This is a genomic window from Dolichospermum sp. UHCC 0315A (assembly GCF_008121535.1).
GTDB classification, from domain to species: Bacteria; Cyanobacteriota; Cyanobacteriia; order Cyanobacteriales; family Nostocaceae; genus Dolichospermum; species Dolichospermum lemmermannii.
Map to the genome: position 1 here is coordinate 71,499 of NZ_CP043056.1, position 16,073 is coordinate 87,571.

The 16,073-nt window shown below is 37.9% G+C and carries 17 protein-coding genes; 12 read left to right on the plus strand and 5 right to left on the minus strand.

Going from position 1 to position 16,073, the window contains the following annotated elements; all coding sequences use genetic code 11:
- Positions 1–442 precede the first annotated feature (442 nt).
- From BMF77_RS00345 to BMF77_RS00355, 3 genes are all read left to right on the plus strand, one after another.
- Positions 443–682 carry a hypothetical protein gene (locus BMF77_RS00345; RefSeq protein WP_148759750.1) on the plus strand — a complete coding sequence of 80 codons (240 nt, stop codon included), beginning with the start codon at positions 443–445 and terminating at the stop codon, positions 680–682.
- A gap of 67 nt (positions 683–749) precedes the next feature.
- The gene (locus BMF77_RS00350) at positions 750–2,261 is read left to right on the plus strand and encodes a cell wall metabolism sensor histidine kinase WalK (RefSeq protein ID WP_246863183.1); all 1,512 of its coding nucleotides are present in this window, start codon (positions 750–752) and stop codon (positions 2,259–2,261) included.
- Between the two features lie 127 nt (positions 2,262–2,388).
- Positions 2,389–3,249, plus strand: coding sequence for a tetratricopeptide repeat protein (locus BMF77_RS00355; protein ID WP_148759754.1), 861 nt, complete (start codon positions 2,389–2,391; stop codon positions 3,247–3,249).
- 23 nt (positions 3,250–3,272) lie between these two features.
- Here BMF77_RS00355 and BMF77_RS27140 read toward each other — a convergent pair whose 3' ends face one another.
- Together BMF77_RS27140 and BMF77_RS00365 are read right to left on the minus strand one after the other, a co-directional pair.
- On the minus strand, positions 3,273–3,464 hold the full coding sequence (locus BMF77_RS27140) for a hypothetical protein (RefSeq protein ID WP_148759756.1): 192 nt from the start codon (positions 3,462–3,464) through the stop codon (positions 3,273–3,275).
- Positions 3,465–3,475: 11 nt separating this feature from the next.
- Positions 3,476–3,874: a response regulator gene (locus BMF77_RS00365; protein WP_148759759.1), complete on the minus strand. Its 399-nt coding sequence runs from the start codon at positions 3,872–3,874 to the stop codon at positions 3,476–3,478.
- A 215-nt stretch (positions 3,875–4,089) separates the two neighbouring features.
- Between BMF77_RS00365 and BMF77_RS00370 the strand changes: the two genes are divergently transcribed.
- The gene (locus BMF77_RS00370) at positions 4,090–6,633 is read left to right on the plus strand and encodes a DNA topoisomerase (ATP-hydrolyzing) subunit A (RefSeq protein ID WP_148759761.1); all 2,544 of its coding nucleotides are present in this window, start codon (positions 4,090–4,092) and stop codon (positions 6,631–6,633) included.
- An 86-nt stretch (positions 6,634–6,719) separates the two neighbouring features.
- Here the strand turns inward: BMF77_RS00370 and BMF77_RS00375 are convergent, their stop codons facing one another.
- The gene (locus BMF77_RS00375) at positions 6,720–7,520 is read right to left on the minus strand and encodes a DUF4058 family protein (RefSeq protein WP_148759763.1); all 801 of its coding nucleotides are present in this window, start codon (positions 7,518–7,520) and stop codon (positions 6,720–6,722) included.
- Positions 7,521–7,659: 139 nt separating this feature from the next.
- Here BMF77_RS00375 and BMF77_RS28845 point away from each other — a divergent pair, with 139 nt between their 5' ends.
- The 6 genes from BMF77_RS28845 to BMF77_RS00400 all read left to right on the plus strand — a co-directional run bounded on the left by BMF77_RS28845 (position 7,660) and on the right by BMF77_RS00400 (position 12,773).
- A complete protein-coding gene (locus tag BMF77_RS28845; protein WP_371735174.1) occupies positions 7,660–8,286 on the plus strand; it encodes a hypothetical protein in 627 nt (208 codons plus the stop codon).
- A 209-nt stretch (positions 8,287–8,495) separates the two neighbouring features.
- Positions 8,496–8,993, plus strand: coding sequence for a hypothetical protein (locus BMF77_RS28850; protein WP_371735176.1), 498 nt, complete (start codon positions 8,496–8,498; stop codon positions 8,991–8,993).
- 161 nt (positions 8,994–9,154) lie between these two features.
- The gene (locus BMF77_RS00385) at positions 9,155–10,516 is read left to right on the plus strand and encodes a tetratricopeptide repeat protein (RefSeq protein ID WP_148759765.1); all 1,362 of its coding nucleotides are present in this window, start codon (positions 9,155–9,157) and stop codon (positions 10,514–10,516) included.
- A 227-nt stretch (positions 10,517–10,743) separates the two neighbouring features.
- A complete protein-coding gene (locus tag BMF77_RS00390) occupies positions 10,744–11,682 on the plus strand; it encodes a cation diffusion facilitator family transporter (protein ID WP_148759767.1) in 939 nt (312 codons plus the stop codon).
- Positions 11,683–11,810: 128 nt separating this feature from the next.
- Positions 11,811–11,993: a chlorophyll a/b-binding protein gene (locus tag BMF77_RS00395; protein WP_148759769.1), complete on the plus strand. Its 183-nt coding sequence runs from the start codon at positions 11,811–11,813 to the stop codon at positions 11,991–11,993.
- A 138-nt stretch (positions 11,994–12,131) separates the two neighbouring features.
- On the plus strand, positions 12,132–12,773 hold the full coding sequence (locus BMF77_RS00400; protein WP_148759771.1) for a PAP/fibrillin family protein: 642 nt from the start codon (positions 12,132–12,134) through the stop codon (positions 12,771–12,773).
- Positions 12,774–12,939: 166 nt separating this feature from the next.
- Here the strand turns inward: BMF77_RS00400 and BMF77_RS00405 are convergent, their stop codons facing one another.
- Both BMF77_RS00405 and BMF77_RS00410 read right to left on the minus strand, forming a co-directional pair.
- Positions 12,940–13,236, minus strand: a complete 297-nt coding sequence (locus BMF77_RS00405; RefSeq protein ID WP_148759773.1) for a hypothetical protein — start codon at positions 13,234–13,236, stop codon at positions 12,940–12,942.
- A gap of 196 nt (positions 13,237–13,432) precedes the next feature.
- The gene (locus tag BMF77_RS00410) at positions 13,433–14,851 is read right to left on the minus strand and encodes a hypothetical protein (RefSeq protein ID WP_148759775.1); all 1,419 of its coding nucleotides are present in this window, start codon (positions 14,849–14,851) and stop codon (positions 13,433–13,435) included.
- A gap of 314 nt (positions 14,852–15,165) precedes the next feature.
- Between BMF77_RS00410 and BMF77_RS27575 the strand changes: the two genes are divergently transcribed.
- A complete protein-coding gene (locus tag BMF77_RS27575) occupies positions 15,166–15,702 on the plus strand; it encodes a peptidoglycan-binding protein (RefSeq protein WP_246863039.1) in 537 nt (178 codons plus the stop codon).
- A gap of 90 nt (positions 15,703–15,792) precedes the next feature.
- On the plus strand, positions 15,793–16,041 hold the full coding sequence (locus BMF77_RS27580) for a PT domain-containing protein (protein ID WP_246863184.1): 249 nt from the start codon (positions 15,793–15,795) through the stop codon (positions 16,039–16,041).
- Positions 16,042–16,073: the final 32 nt, after the last annotated feature.

Below are 16,073 nucleotides of genomic sequence, written 5' to 3' on the forward strand. Positions count from 1 at the left end.
GCTGCAAAATATTAAGTTTAGCTGCGTAACAGCTTACACTTGTGTAGAAAAATAATACTAATTAATAGTTAACCTCATTTTTCCTATAGCGAATTGCCACTGCTGTAATTATTTTTTCAGATAAAATCTTCCTACTTAAGTGTTTCAATAGAAACTGGGTAATTTATTCGATCAGATCAAGCAAAGATGGGAATTATGAAATCATATTCAGCTTATTTTATTCGCACGGAAGATTTTGCGCTGGCACAAACTAGCTTTAGAGGATGTTTGAAAAGTTTTTAATGTATAAATAAACCCCTCTCCAAACCTCTCCCCGACGCGGGGAGAGGCTTTGAAACCCCCATTCCCTTGTAGGGAAGGGGGGAAGGGGGGTTAGGTTTCTGGAGATTATCGGTTTCATCTAATACTTTTCAAACAACCTCTTAGTAATATAGCACCCGTTGTGGACTCATCTCGGCTGCTGTGTGATTTTTGCAAAGACGACTATCTTCCAGAGGATGACGTTCTTTGGGGACAAGAATCCATCACTGAAGCTAAATCACCACAACTGCGGGAGATCATTTTCGTTTACGGAGATACCTCAGTTGATGGATTCGTTTATGAACATAGGCTGTGTGATGGGACTGTCGCTCTTCTCGTCAAGCAGAGTTATGGTATTAAATGGGTAATTCCCAGAACATAGATCCCTGAATTTTTAAAGAAGTCGGGGATCTCGATTTTGAAAGCTTATTAATTTTATGTCTATTTATCTGTTTCAAGCTACTCGTCGGCGGTTAGCGATTTGGTACACTACTATAACTGCGATTTTACTATTATTATTTGCCAGTGGAGTATATTTGTATGTTCGCAGTACATTAATTGAAAGAATTGACGATACATTGTATCATGTGGTGGAAGTTGTCGAGCGTTCTTTGGTAATTGAACCGATAAACTTTCAATCAAATCAAGTGCGAGTAAATGTAGAAGCTAGTTTTCCTAATAATGCTGAAAATGCCGAAGATGATCGGATTGATTTAGAGTGGTTTAGTCCTAATGGTGAATTATTATGGTCAACTTTTTCACAAATATTAGATATTCCTGTTCATACTCATCATACAGGTGAAACTGTACGAATAGAGGGAATGGGAGGATGGGGAGAATCTGCACAGTTATTTAGACAAGTTACGAAAAGGATAGAAAAAGGAAGACAGGTTTTAGGATATTTACGAGTAAGTCATCCTTGGTTTGAGGTAACGAAACCTAGCCGAGAATTAATTTTTGATTTGGCTTTAGGGATTAGTTTAATGGTATTGTCAGTAGCCGCTAGTGGTTGGTTTTTATCTGGCAAAGCTATGGAACCAGTTGGAGAATCTTACCAACGCTTAAAACAATTTACTGCTGATGCTTCCCATGAATTAAGAAGTCCAATTGCTTTAATTCAAACTAATGTGCAAATTGCTTTGGCTGATTTGGATGCAGGGGAAGAAGAAAAAAATACGGTTCAATATAAACAACAATTAAAAGTAGTAGAACGACTTACTCAACGATTGGGAAAGTTAGTTAATGATTTGCTATTTTTGGCTAGACAAGATAGTGGGATTAATACAGATTTATTTTCATCTTGTCCTCTTGATGCTTTATTGATGGAAGTTGTAGACGAACAACAATTTGTAGCTAGAGAAAAACAAATTAATCTGGGTTTGAACTTAGTTGATTCTCCGTTGATGGAAGTTAATCCCGAATTATTAGAAAACTGGTTTACTCTCACGGGAAATTGGGAGCAATTAGTCAGATTATTTACAAATTTGATTGGTAATGCTTTGCAATATACTCCACCCCAAGGAGTAATAAAAGTGGAGTTAGCAAGAATAGAGGGGATAAATCGAGTTACAGGAATGCGTTACACTAATTCTCATTTACAAGTAAAAGTTAGTGATACTGGCTCTGGTATTCCTGCGGACGCGCTACCAAAATTATTTGACCGCTTTTATCGAGTTGATCCGGCACGAAGTCATAAAGGTGGGAAAACGGCTACAGTCACAACTACTGGTTCAGGATTAGGATTAGCGATCGCTCAAGCCATTATCGAGCATCATCAAGGACAAATTCAAGTAGCCAGCAATCTGGGTGAAGGTACTACTTTCACTGTGATTCTACCCATTTTTGATAAGAGGAGTCAGGAGTCAGGAGTCAGGAGTCAGGAGGAGGAAGAAGAAGAAGAAGAAGAAGAAGGAAGAAGGAAGAAGGAAGAAGGAAGAATAAAATTACTCATTGACAACTGACAACTGACAACTGACAACTGACAACTGACAACTGACAACTGACAACTGACCAATGACAATTGACCAATCTATCTGATAGCGTGGCGTTAGCGATAAGATTCCAATATTCGGACTAGTAGGTGGTAGTGTGCCAAAATATATTCGGTTGATTTCTCTTTTAGTTGCCTGTAGTGTATGGAGTTTGCCAAAAGCTGCTCATGCTCAAGCATTCATTCCGCATACAGTGCAAGTTGATAATGCTCAATTAGAGAAACAGGGCTTGAATTTAGCCCAGCAAGCGGCTCAATTAGCTCAGTTTCAGCAGGTTGAACCAGCTTTGCTCAGAGCGCAGTTGGCTACGAAATTAGCCCCGCAGAATGACAAAGTATGGTGGCTACTGGGGAGTTTGCATTTACAAAATAAAGAATTTGATCAGGCTGTTACCTCCTTGAGTAAAGCCCAAACCCTCAATCCTAAAAATCCTGAAGTGCAGTTTGCGTTGGGTTCAGCTAAGTTTCAAAAAAAAGATTACCAAGGAGCTATTACCAATTATCAAGCTGGTTTGAAATTAAAACCCAATTATTCTGGAGGGTTGTTTGATTTGGGCAATGCTTACTTGATGTTACAGAAATTCCCAGATGCGATCGCTCAATTCAATTTAGCAGTCAACCAAGATAAAAAGTTTTGGCCAGCAATTAACAATATTGGTTTAATCAAATACGAACAAGGTGATGTCACCGGAGCGATCCAGCAATGGCAAACAGCAGTTAGCATTGATAAAAAAGCCGCAGAACCTTTATTAGCTTTAGCCGTAGCTTCCTATAATCAGGGCGATAAACAAAAAAGTTTACAAATGGGAGTATCCGCGCTCCGCATAGATTATCGTTATGGCAATTTAGATTTTCTCAAAGAAAACCTGTGGGGCGATCGCTTACTTACAGACACCAAAAAATTCTTAGAATTACCACAAATTAAATCAGCCTCACAGCCCCAGGAGGAAGCACCCTAGTACCGCAGGGCGGAAGTCAAAAGTCAAAAGTCAAAAGTCAAAACTAATATACAGTAAGCTTTTTGGCGATTGAATATGGTTGCTTTATTTACGCCGTGATGTACTGGTGGTAGGGAGCAGGGAGCAGGGGGAAGGGGGCAGGTAGCAGGGGGAAAGAATTTGCCAATGACCGGATGACAACGGACAACGGATAACTGACAACGGACAACTGACAACTGACAACTGACTATTCTGGTGGTAAAAGAGCCATAATTTGGTCAATAAACAGTTGGTGATCAACCACAGGCTTAGAAATATAAGCATCAGCACCGCTTTGGTTCAAAAAATTCTCCCGATCTCCTTCCATCGCGTGTGCGGTCACTAAAATCACTGGTAAGTTGGCTGTTTGTCGGTTAGACTTTAACATTTGTGTAATTTTGATCCCATCAACAGACTTACCTTGGTATACACTACGTGATAGGGACACATCCATTAAAATCAGGTCAATTTCACGAGCTTGGGCAATTTCCATGACCTCTTCTACATTTTCCGTATGTTTTACCCCCAATCCCCCGCGTTTACTCAGAATTTTAGAAAAAACGCGAGCATTAATTAAATCATCTTCCACAATTAGAACAGTTTTCATGAGACTTTATATTAAATAGGGTTAACACCTGACCAATCTGTATTGTATTTTTAATAATCTATAAGCTTGGATCACATCAAGGATAATACTACTGCTTTTTATCTTCATGAGTATCAAGATTGTGTGAGTATTTCTATTTAATCCGTTATGCTGTGATTGCGGAGCGTGTCAACTTCTAGCGGCTGTTGTGTAGTCAAAATTCAGGGAAAAACCTCATGGCAAAACAGTTAAACCTTCTCTCCAAGGGACAGGTCATCACCACCGCCCTACACACCGAAATGCAACGGTCATACCTAGAATATGCCATGAGTGTGATTGTGGGGCGAGCCTTACCAGATGTTCGAGATGGGTTAAAACCAGTACATAGGCGGATTCTATATGCCATGCACGAACTCGGTTTAACACCAGATCGACCTTACCGAAAATGCGCTCGTGTAGTGGGAGACGTTCTCGGTAAATATCATCCTCACGGTGATCAATCAGTTTATGATGCCTTAGTTCGGCTAGTCCAAGACTTTTCCAGCCGTTATCCCTTACTGGGAGGACATGGTAATTTTGGTAGCGTTGATAATGACCCACCGGCAGCCATGCGTTACACGGAAACCCGTCTTGCACCGGTGGGACATGAGGGAATGTTGGCGGAAATTGCCGACGAAACTGTGGATTTTACTGGTAATTTCGACAATTCCCAACAAGAACCAACCGTACTCCCGGCTCAATTACCATTTTTGTTACTGAATGGTTGTGCAGGAATTGCCGTAGGTATGGCTACAAATGTCCCCCCCCACAATTTGGGAGAAATCGTTGATGGCTTAATCGCCTTAATTGACAACCCAGAGTTAAGCGATGAAAAATTATTTCAATTAATTCCTGGTCCCGACTTTCCTACTGGTGGGGAAATTGTTGATCATGGCGGCATTAGAGAAGCCTATACCACTGGTAAAGGTAGTATTATTATGCGCGGCATCGTCACAATGGAAGAAATTCCTGCCACCAGGGGAACTAAACGCCGGACAGCATTAATAGTCACTGAACTGCCCTTTCAAGTTAATAAGGCTGGTTGGATTGAAAAAATCGCCGATTTAGTCAACCAAGGTCGTTTACTAGGAATTTCTGACATTCGAGATGAGAGTGACAGAGACGGAATGCGTGTAGTTATTGAACTCAAACGCGATACAAATCCCCAGGAATTGCTCCAGCATTTATATCACCAAACTGCTTTACAAACTAACTTTGGCGCGATTCTCTTAGCTATAGTTGATGGACAACCTCGCCAATTAACCTTACGACAACTATTAGACGAATTTCTCAAGTTCCGAGAACATACTCTCAACCGTCGCTACAGTTACGAATTAGGAAAAGCGGAAAATCGGGTAAATATCCTGGCAGGATTACTGAAAGCCTTAGCAAATTTGGATGATGTTATTGCTATATTACGGCAAGCGCCCGATGGCAGTACCGCCAAGATGACACTTTGTAATCGCCTAGATTTAAGTGATGTCCAAGCAGATGCCATTTTGTCTATGCCCTTACGTCGTCTCACTGGTTTAGAACAGCAAAATTTACAACAGGAATTTGACCAACTTAACCGGGAAATTAGCGTATTGCGGACATTACTGGACGACAGACGGGAATTACTCAAAGCCCTGAAAAAAGATTTGCGAACTCTCAAACGGAAGTACAATGATCCGCGACGGACGAAAATAATTCACACTACAGAAAAACCAGTTTCCGAAGAGAAAGGTAAGGCTAAACCAGCAGCAGTAGCCGCAGCAGATAATTCTCCAGCGAAAATTCCCACTCCTAAACCGGAAGCACCGCTAGAGGAAACTATTGTCGAAGTTACTCAGCGGGGTTATGTGCGGCGGATTTCCCCTAACAGTAAAAAAACAAAAGGGGAAAACGGCTTGTTGGATCATGATTTCCTGATCCAAACGGCATTAACTAATACTCACAAAGACCTGTTAATCCTCACTAGCGGTGGTAAAGTCTATCCCATTACGGTGGGAGATATTCCTTTGACTACTGGACGTAGTTCGACTTCGCTCACTACAAGTTCAGCACGAGGAACGCCATTGATTACGATGCTTACCAGTACCGCTCAAGGTAACACGGAAGGTATCATTACTCGGTTCTTGTTGCCAGAAAAACCCGAAACGTTGGAAATGGTTCTGTTAACGAAGGAAGGACGGATTAAACGCCTATCTTTGTCGGAATTTGTGAATTTCTCACGGCGAGGAATTACAATTTTGAAGCTTAAAGATAATGACGAATTAGCGTTTACCCAATTCCTCAGCAGCGGAGAACATCTAATTTTGGCGAGTTCTAGCGGTCGTCTATTAAGGTTTCCCGTCAATGATGAACAACTACCGATTATGGGTCGGGCTGCAATGGGTTTACAAGCTTTCCGCCTTTTGAAAAATCAGCAAATGGTTGGTTGTGTCAATGTCAGCAAAAATCACCAATTATTGCTGGTGACGGAAGAAGGATATGGCAAAATTATGCCAGCAAATCAGTTAAGGGCGGCTAGTCGGGGGGATTTAGGGGTACAACTTGTGAAATTTAATAATAAAACGGACAATTTAGCGGCTATGGTAGCAGCAAAGCCAGGTTCAGAGGTCGCATTATTGACAAATAAGGAGCGAGTTATCCGCGTATCGGTAGATGCAGTTCCTAATCTCAACAAAGATAGTAAGGGTGAAAGTATTTGTCAACTCAATAGGGATGAGAGGATTATTAGTGTGGTGGAAGTAGAGTAGGGTTTTGACAGTCCCCGGTCTCTAGATACGGGGATTTTTAAGACCAAATCAATCATTTTAACGGCAATGTCAGTAATAATTTTTATTTACTCTCTTCTTCCTTGTTCTTTTAATAATATATCCATCCATTCTCGATCTTCCGCTAACAAGTCTGCTACAGGAGGAATATGATAATCTAAAGTTAAATCAAATGCAGCTTGTTCATATATTTCTAAGAACAAATTCTGTAAATTTAACTCTATTTCCTCCTCTCCTTTTTGTAGAGGTATGGGAAAATTAGGTATAGTTTGTTTGACGGAAAATGCAAATAATTGAGCCGATGGAAACCGATAGGATCTCACAATTAAAATGCGATAATCTGTATCAGAAATCCTGGTGACAATGGGCATTTTTTCCCCAGTTCTAATTAAGTCAATTTCTACTAAGTTAGTATCACTTTGCAATATTTTCTCCCGTTTATCTAAATAGGATTTTCTACCTTCTTTAGTTTTTTTATTAGTGGGAGAAAGTATCTCAATTATAGTTACTACCTTACCTGTAGAAACTTCTCTAATTTCTAAATATCCTTCTTTAATTTCTAAAGGTAATGGTAAGGTTACAGTAATCGCCCTATTCTCTGTTTCTGTGGGTAAAGTCGCTATTGCAGTTTTCCTAATACTTGGTTTTTGTGCTTGTTTAACTGATAAAATTGCTACATCAGGAATACCAATTAATAAAGAGTCTTCAGTATCAAGTCTATAGGTACGTTTTTCTATAGCTACTCGATATTGAGGACGCAAAGTAGGAGAGATAGCAATAGCGATCGCTGTAATTAATCTATGATGTACTTCTGACCATAAATCAGGATTTTCTAAGTAGGGATTCATCCCTGGAAATGGTGAACTCATAAATTTATCACTCTAAGAGTTACTCGTTTAGTATAGCATTTATGCAGGTTTTGCTCTGGATGCTGGTAAGTATTCAAATAAAAATATAAATCTCAGTGTTTTTGCGTTAATATAACTCTAGATGCTGAAATTTACGACTATGACCTCAAATTTTGCCTTCTTAAAACAGTTATATAACGCTTTTGACCCATTCCGACCTTTACCTGCTGGAGATCCTGCTTATGTGGATTGTACCGATGTGAGGGGAGATGGTGACATATTGGAAGCGGTAGGGAAAGAGATATTATATTCTGACAGAAAAACCTGTCAACTGTATGCAGGTCATCGTGGTGCAGGTAAATCTACAGAATTACTAAGACTACAAAAAGATTTAGATGAAAATGGTTTTTTTGTCGTCTACTTTGCGGCAGATGAAGCAGATATTGATCCAGAGGATGTTCAATATACAGATATTCTTTTAGCTTGCACTCGCAATATTTTAACAGCATTTAAAGATAGAACAGATTCTCAAGCTGTATTGAATTGGTTAAAAGAACGATGTGAAGATCTAAAAGATTTATTACAAACAAAGATTTCTATAGATGAATTATCAATTGAAGCACAGGTTTCACAATTTGCCAAAATTACCACTAAAATCCGAAGTGAACCCAGTGAACGCCGAAAAATTCGTGATTTAATTAATCCCCATACTACCACTTTAACTGAGGCATTAAATGAATTTATTCGAGATGCTAAAAAAATCTTCCTTCAGGATATAACGAATTAGTATTAATTGCTGATAACCTAGATAGAATTGTCCCTGTAACTAAAGCAGATAACCGCAGCAATCATGACGAAATTTTTATAGACCGTAATGAACAACTGAAAGATTTAGATTGTCATTTAGTTTATACCATACCAATTTCTTTACTTTATTCTGACCGCGCAGCATCATTAACAGAGATTTATGGACTTCCCCAAGTTTTACCGATGATTATGGTAAAAACTCCTGAAAATGAGCCTTTTTCACCAGGACTTGATAAAGTTATTGAAATTCTCCAAAAACGACTAAAGAAAGTAGATCCTAATAAATCTATTGTTGATTTATTTGAAAGCAGATCATCTTTAGAAATGTTATGTTTAATGAGTGGCGGTCATGCGCGGAATTTATTATTATTAATGAAGGAAGCACTCAAATATACAACGTCTTTACCTATTACTGACAAAACCTTGCAGCGTTCAATTAGCGAATTGCGAAAGACATATAAAGATACCATTTATGCGAATGAATGGAAAGATCTGGCAAATGTTCATTATTCCAAAGAAATAGTTAATGATCAGTTACATCGGGGTTTATTATTTAATCGTTGTATTTTAGAATATCGCTATCTCGAATCAGAGGGAGGAAGTAAAGTTTGGTATGATATTCATCCTCTAATTAAAGGAATAACAACATTTCAGGATGCCTATAATCAATTATATCCTGATAGTTAGACCTCTCCCTAACCTTCTCCTAACAAGAGAGGGGACAGGAAAAACAATAAACATAACTTGAAAGTTGTTAAAATGGTTATTTTAAAGCCTTTCTCCTTGCAGGAGAGAGGTTTGGAGAGAGGTTTTTACGTAAAGTTTATTATTATCATCTATTTAAAACAATGCCTCTTAAACTCACTGATTGGGATCAAGATTTACCAATAGAAAAAGATGAAGAATATCAAGCCTTTATTCGTACACTTCAGTTTACAGACGGCTTTAGTATATTATTTGTGCGTTGTTCTCCGGCTGAAGGTGAACAATTAATTAGTCAAGTGAAAGCAGATATTCATGATCAAAATATAGAAGTTATCAAATTAGATAAAGATGTGACGAATTTATATGAAGTAGTTGATAAATTACCTAACAAAAACAATATCAATATATTATTTATTACAGGCTTAGAGTCTTCATTCTATAAATACGAAGAAGCCAAAACTTTAGTAGGTTGGAATAGTCGACAAACTCATCATTATAGTTGGGAAAGTGTACCACCGTTTTTAATTAATATCAACCAACAACGAGAACGGTTTAGAGATAGTTTTAATATTTGTTTTATATTTTTATTACCGCAGTTTGCAATTAAATATTTTATTCACCGCGCCCCCGATTTCTTTGATTGGCGTTCTGGTTTATTTGATTTTCCTTTAGATTCAAAAACTCTAGAACAAGAAGCTACACGGATTATTCAAGAAGGAACTTATGAGAAATATGCAAATTTAACCAATGAAGAAACAAATCAGAAAATCTTAGAAATTATAGATATTATTGAACATGAAATAAATAATGAACAAAAAGCTGAATTATTTTTTGAATTAGGTTATTTGCAAAGAGTTAGAAAAAATTATGAAGAAGCCATATCTTCCTACGACAAAGCTGTGGAATTTAAACCTGATTATCACGAAGCTTGGAACAAACGGGGCTATTCCCTAGATGATTTAGGCAGGTATGAAGAAGCCATATCTTCCTACGACAAAGCTGTGGAATTTAAACCTGATTTACACGAAGCTTGGTACAACCGGGGCTATTCCCTAGGTAATTTAGGCAGGTATGAAGAAGCCATATCTTCCTACGACAAAGCTGTGGAATTTAAACCTGATAAACACGAAGCTTGGTACAACCGGGGCATTTCCCTAGGTAATTTAGGCAGGTATGAAGAAGCCATATCTTCCTACGACAAAGCTGTGGAATTTAAACCTGATAAACACGAAGCTTGGTACAACCGGGGCATTTCCCTACGTAAATTAGGCAGGTATGAAGAAGCCATATCTTCCTACGACAAAGCTGTGGAATTTAAACCTGATGATCACGAAGCTTGGTACAATAAAGCTTGTAGTTATTCCCTGCAAGGTAATATTGAACAAGCAATTGAAAACCTAAAAACAGCAATTAATTTGCATCCTAAAGTTAGAGAATGGGCAAAAACTGATTCAGATTTTGATGCTATTCGGGAAGATGAACGTTTTCAAGAATTGATTAAATAAATTAGGTATAATAGGCATATACTGAATGTTATTAATTATGAATTTATAATTATCATGTATTCTAAATTTTAGCTTTATATGAGTTCTTTTTTTCAATATATCTGAAGATTGGGAAGTACAGTATTTGCGGTGATATTAAGTAGAACGCACTAAAATACCGCTATCAGGTTCAATAGCAATGTACCAACCATAGTATTTATCTAGTTCTTTACTCCCAACTCATCACTATGACACAGGACCACGACCATCATCATCACCACGAACATGGACACCATCACAGTCACGCCCCAGCCACATTTAGCCGGGCTTTTGCCATTGGGACTGCACTGAATATAGGATTTGTCATTGTTGAAGCCACTTATGGCTACTTAGCACACTCTCTGGCTTTGTTTGCTGACGCGGGTCACAACCTAAGTGATGTCTTGGGACTCCTCCTAGCGTGGGGTGCAAGTTCCCTAGCCCGTCGTCCTCCCAGCCACCGCTATACCTATGGATTGCGGGCTTCTTCAATTCTGGCGGCTTTAGTAAATGCTGTGGTATTGCTTTTGTCTATGGGTGCTATTGCTTGGGAAGCTATTCGCCGCTTTAATGATTCTGGTCCAGTATCGGGAGAAACTATTATTGGTGTTGCCCTGGTCGGCATTATCATTAATACTGCTACTGCACTCATGTTTATGTCAGGACGCAAAAGTGATTTAAACATTCGGGGAGCATTTTTACACATGGCTGCTGATGCCTTGGTATCCTTGGGAGTGGTGGTAGCTGGAATTGCGATTTTATTCACCCATTGGCTGTGGCTTGACCCCTTAGTTAGCTTAGTGCTGGTGGCTGTTGTCGTGGTTGGGACGTGGCATTTACTTAGAGACTCCGTAAATTTGGCACTTGATGGCGTACCAGCAGGAATTGAACTCCGTGCCGTGAAAAATTACTTAATTGAATGTCCTGGGGTGTTGAAAATTCATGATCTTCACATTTGGGCTATGAGTACGACAGAAACCGCACTCACAGTTCATTTAGTCATGCCAGAAGGCTATCCTGGTGATGCTTTTTTATGGGAAGTTTCTCAGGAACTGGAACACCATTTCGGGATTCAACACTCTACTATTCAGGTAGAAACGGGGGATTCGGCGTATCCCTGTGCTTTAGAACCAGACCACGTGGTTTAAGCATAAGATCCTCATATACATATAATCGCAAAAAAAATGTAAATAAATGTTATTTTTTTGCAAAAAAACTGTTATATTTATTTACATAAGACAACAAAGCTTAGTAAATCCTAATTGGAGTGCTGATCATGACTAATGCAACAAAAACATCTAACACACCCGTAGCAACTGATCGCAACGCTTGGCAATGGGGTTTTACACCGGGAGCAGAAATCTGGAACGGTCGTTTAGCAATGATTGGTTTTTCAGCAGCAGCTTTGATTGAACTATTTTCTGGTAAAGGCTTTCTCCACTTCTGGGGTATTATGTAATTTCTCCATAACATAATTTTTGAGTAATCAAAAGCCTGGTAGTTGATAATAACTGCCAGGTTATTTATTTGGGAATATAAGATATACTCGTACCAGTGCCAATAATTTACAAAAAGTTTTATACAAATATTTCATCTCATGAATAATCAACTTTTGAAAGAGAAATTACAAGCAACTATCAAAAAAAATCAAATTAACAGTGATGGTTATCCTCTTACTAATTTAAAGCTTGATAAAAGTTTAGTTGAGGAAATTGAACAATTAACAACAGAACTAGAAAGTCTCAATCCTAACCCTCAACCTCTTCTCCATGCTACGGATTTATTAGATGGTGCTTGGCAACTGCAATACTCCACAGCTAGAGAAATCCGTTCTTTAGATTCTCTACCATTGGGATTACAAATAGGTAAAGTTTATCAAGTAATTAATATTGCCGATAAACTATTTTTTAATCTAGCTCAAGTGCAACATCCTCTGGGTTTAATATCAGGATATGTGAAAGTAACAGCTAATTTTGAACCTGCCATAGATATATCAAATACAGCAGATAAACGCATCAATGTTTATTTTGATAAACGTTATTTAGCTATTGAAAAAATTGTCGGTATTAACACACCTCAACTAAATCCATTTAAAGTTGTAGCAGCTAATAATCCTCAAGGGAGAATTGCCACTCTCGATATTACTTACTTAGATGAAACTTTAAGAATTGGCCGTGGGGGAGATGAAAGTTTATTTATTCTCAATAAAGCCAATGATGTACCTAAATTAGCCTGTTAAATCCACATTTACAGCGGTTTCCGCTCTTATGAGGTACAAAGTTGAATCATGAAACTATTGTAGTGCGGGCATACTATGGCTAACGCCACGCTGCGCTATCGACAAGCTCAGTACAAGTCTTGCCCGCTAGATATGTACCTCATAACACCGGGAAGTGCTGTAAAATTCAAAAGGATATAACTACGGTTTTTCCCTTGCGGGGTATCTCTACTCCATTCAGGTAAGTTTTTTTGGATTTATCTATGGTATTAATCTTCTGATTACTGCGTTTATTATCTACACCTTGAGTTTGTTTTTTGGCATTATTGATAATCTCAGCAATATCATTCATGTACGCATCTTGATCATCCTGTGATGATTGACAATAACCACCACATAAAGTTTCTGCTTGTGCGGGAGTTATCTCTTCCAAAAATGATCTGATATCAATCTGATTAATATCCGCATCTATGATTTTATTCATGGTTTTAATGAATGATAACTATGTCTATAGGAATCCTATTTGATTTTTGAAATATACTTAGGGTGGGAAATACCACCCTACACTACTTAATATTGTATGGCTACGCCACGCAAGCTATCAGAAATGCTTTGGGATGCCTATTGATTCCAGGTTGGCAAAAATTCTGATAATTTTCATCTATCTATTGGCTAATGTTTTATTGACGAATAGATAAACTGCTGGATGATTCCGTTCGCATTTTTCTAGTTTCTTCCAAAATTTTATCTATATCCTCTTGGGATAAACGTTGAATATAGTTAATTTTAACTTCTTCTAAAAAGTCATTTAGTAAACTTTGAATTTCTACCAGAACTTGTTTTTTCTGAATTTCTGAAGTGAATGAAGTTGTAAATTTTTCTATTAGCTGAGTGGAAAGTTTTGCCGCGACAGGATCTTTGATGGTACTAGCTAAAGCAGCATAGATATTATTAGTAATTTGGGTGGCTAGTTGTTGACTAATTTGTGTTTGGGCTTTACCTAATCCTGGTACCATGCGGATATTACTATAGCCTGGTAATTGCTGACAAGCGATTTCAATACTATGGCACAAAATGGCATTTACTTCTGGTTGGATTTTTGGTAATACTTGATTAACAAGAGTTTTAATTAACAATCCAGTAATTGCTTCGACTTCATTGATATTATTAATATCTATGTAAGAACGCACATTTTCTGATTCTAATAACCAACGAGTAATTTCACCTCGTTGAATTGAACCTTGAAATTGATTAATTACTTGTACTACGACAATTTCTGTAATTTCTTCGGCAAAATTGGCAAGAATACCTTGATGAATTTGCCGTCTAATTACATAAAAATCAACTAATTTGGCTTGATCTAGTCTTATGGTCACTGGGATGACTCGTAACCATTGCCAAATTGGTATTAGTAATAATAGATCATACCACCGCCAGAGAATTGCCTCGAACCAACTTAAATGACTATATCTACGTTTGATGAAGAAAGTACGTCCTAATAATTCTATAGCAAATAAAACGACAAATGGTAAATCAATTATCCAAAAATTATTCAAGAATTCCCCATTTTCACCAATTTTACGATAATAGTTTTTGGCAATTCCCGGACGAATTTTCTGGTTGAAAAAGTCTATTTCCTGATTCCAACCATGTTTAGATAAATACTCTTGACTCCAAAAAGTATTAAATGCACCTTTTGCAGATTCTTTACTGACGCGTTCCCGCATTCGGTTTTTGATTTTTTCTAGAGTTCCACTTTTTCCCGCACCGGCAAAAGGATTAGTTTCAATCATTTCTTTGCTGAGAAAACGAAGGTCTGCTAATTTGGCTTTGACTTGCGGTGAGATTAAGCCTGTTTGAGTTACCTGTACTTCCAATCTAGCTACTGCTTCTAAATATTTTTTTGTATCACGATGAGGTTCAATACCTTTAATTGGATCGTATAAACGAGTTAGTTCAGGAAGTCTGCGGAAGTAAAAATCTCGCCAAGGTACGTAACTTAAATCAAAGAAAACTAATACTAAGTTAGCAGTGGCGGTAATTGCCATTACCCTTTCAAACCATAGGTTTTTTCGCTGGTAATTTTTTAATTTACTCATGGTTTCTTATATGTGGTAAATTGTGGGTTTATGAAATACAGTAGCATCAGTTTGAAACCCAGTTTTAGGTAGGTTGAGGAGTGACTAAATATTGCTAAAATTAAAGTATGTTGGTATAAACAAGTAGCAACACAGATTTTTCAGAATTGAGACTATTAGCAGATGTCGAATAGTAATTTTTCTTATACCCATTAATAATCAATCAAAGTCAAATTAATCAGAATTAATCATTAATTATGAAGCCAGAGGTTAAAAAAACTTCAAAATTACCTGTTAGTCTCTTAATATCAAGGATTTAATCCCAAGGAGTTTTTATGATGTGGTGTAGTTTCGACAAATCTAGAGTAACTATAGCTTTAACCTGTATGGTAGCAGCTAGTGTTGTAGCTTCAGACATAGCTTTTGCAGCCCGTCAGCGCAACTATACGCCGGACGAATTCCGATCTGTGTTACGGGGGTTGGGTTATAACGTTAAAGTTACCAAAGATCCTCTGACTGATGAGGAAACTAAAAAGGCTATCAATCAATTTCAAACAGCCTACAAGTTAAAGGTGGACGGGAAAGTAGGCCCCAAAACCCAAGATCAAGCCGCGAAGATCGTCGAAATTCTGCAAGCTAATTTGAATACTGTACTTAAACCAAAAACTCTACTTCCCCGTGATCAATTCTACAGTCCCCAGTTAGAAGAGTTGGTAAAGGAGTACCAGAAAAAACATCAACTCTCAGAAACTGGGATTGCTGATTTACGACTTCGCCAAAAACTAAATGAAGAAGTTAAGAACATCATTGATAAACTAACACCAACAGCTACACCAACGGTTACACCAACGGCTACACCAACAGCTAAGTAGGTCGGCGTTAAAAAATCAATCTATGTAACGAAATATAAATTAACGAATACCTTATAAATAGGGTGTTTCACGGTTTTTACAAAACTAAACATATATCGATTTTATTGGGCCGACTTACTTACACCAACGGTTAAACCAACAGCTAAACCAACGGTTAAACCAACAGCTACACCAACGGTTAAACCAACAGCTAAACCAACGGCTAAACCAACGGCTAAACCAACAGCCACACCAACGGTTAAACCAACGGTTAAACCAACAGTTAAACCAACAGCCACACCAACGGTTAAACCAACGGCTAAGCCAACAGCCACACCAACGACTAAACCCGAAAAGTAAAGTCAAGAATTAGCAAGTAAATATGACAGGCT

Bases quoted from the DNA above. Each gene is read 5' to 3' on its own strand.
- BMF77_RS00365 (WP_148759759.1), bottom strand. From the start codon at position 3,874: ATGAAAACTGTTCTAATTGTGGAAGATGATTTAATTAATGCTCGCGTT.
- BMF77_RS00370 (WP_148759761.1), top strand. From the start codon at position 4,090: ATGGCAAAACAGTTAAACCTTCTCTCCAAGGGACAGGTCATCACCACC.
- BMF77_RS00375 (WP_148759763.1), bottom strand. From the start codon at position 7,520: ATGAGTTCACCATTTCCAGGGATGAATCCCTACTTAGAAAATCCTGAT.
- BMF77_RS28845 (WP_371735174.1), top strand. From the start codon at position 7,660: ATGACCTCAAATTTTGCCTTCTTAAAACAGTTATATAACGCTTTTGAC.
- BMF77_RS28850 (WP_371735176.1), top strand. From the start codon at position 8,496: ATGGTAAAAACTCCTGAAAATGAGCCTTTTTCACCAGGACTTGATAAA.
- BMF77_RS00385 (WP_148759765.1), top strand. From the start codon at position 9,155: ATGCCTCTTAAACTCACTGATTGGGATCAAGATTTACCAATAGAAAAA.
- BMF77_RS00390 (WP_148759767.1), top strand. From the start codon at position 10,744: ATGACACAGGACCACGACCATCATCATCACCACGAACATGGACACCAT.
- BMF77_RS00395 (WP_148759769.1), top strand. From the start codon at position 11,811: ATGACTAATGCAACAAAAACATCTAACACACCCGTAGCAACTGATCGC.
- BMF77_RS00400 (WP_148759771.1), top strand. From the start codon at position 12,132: ATGAATAATCAACTTTTGAAAGAGAAATTACAAGCAACTATCAAAAAA.
- BMF77_RS00405 (WP_148759773.1), bottom strand. From the start codon at position 13,236: ATGAATAAAATCATAGATGCGGATATTAATCAGATTGATATCAGATCA.
- BMF77_RS00410 (WP_148759775.1), bottom strand. From the start codon at position 14,851: ATGAGTAAATTAAAAAATTACCAGCGAAAAAACCTATGGTTTGAAAGG.
- BMF77_RS27575 (WP_246863039.1), top strand. From the start codon at position 15,166: ATGATGTGGTGTAGTTTCGACAAATCTAGAGTAACTATAGCTTTAACC.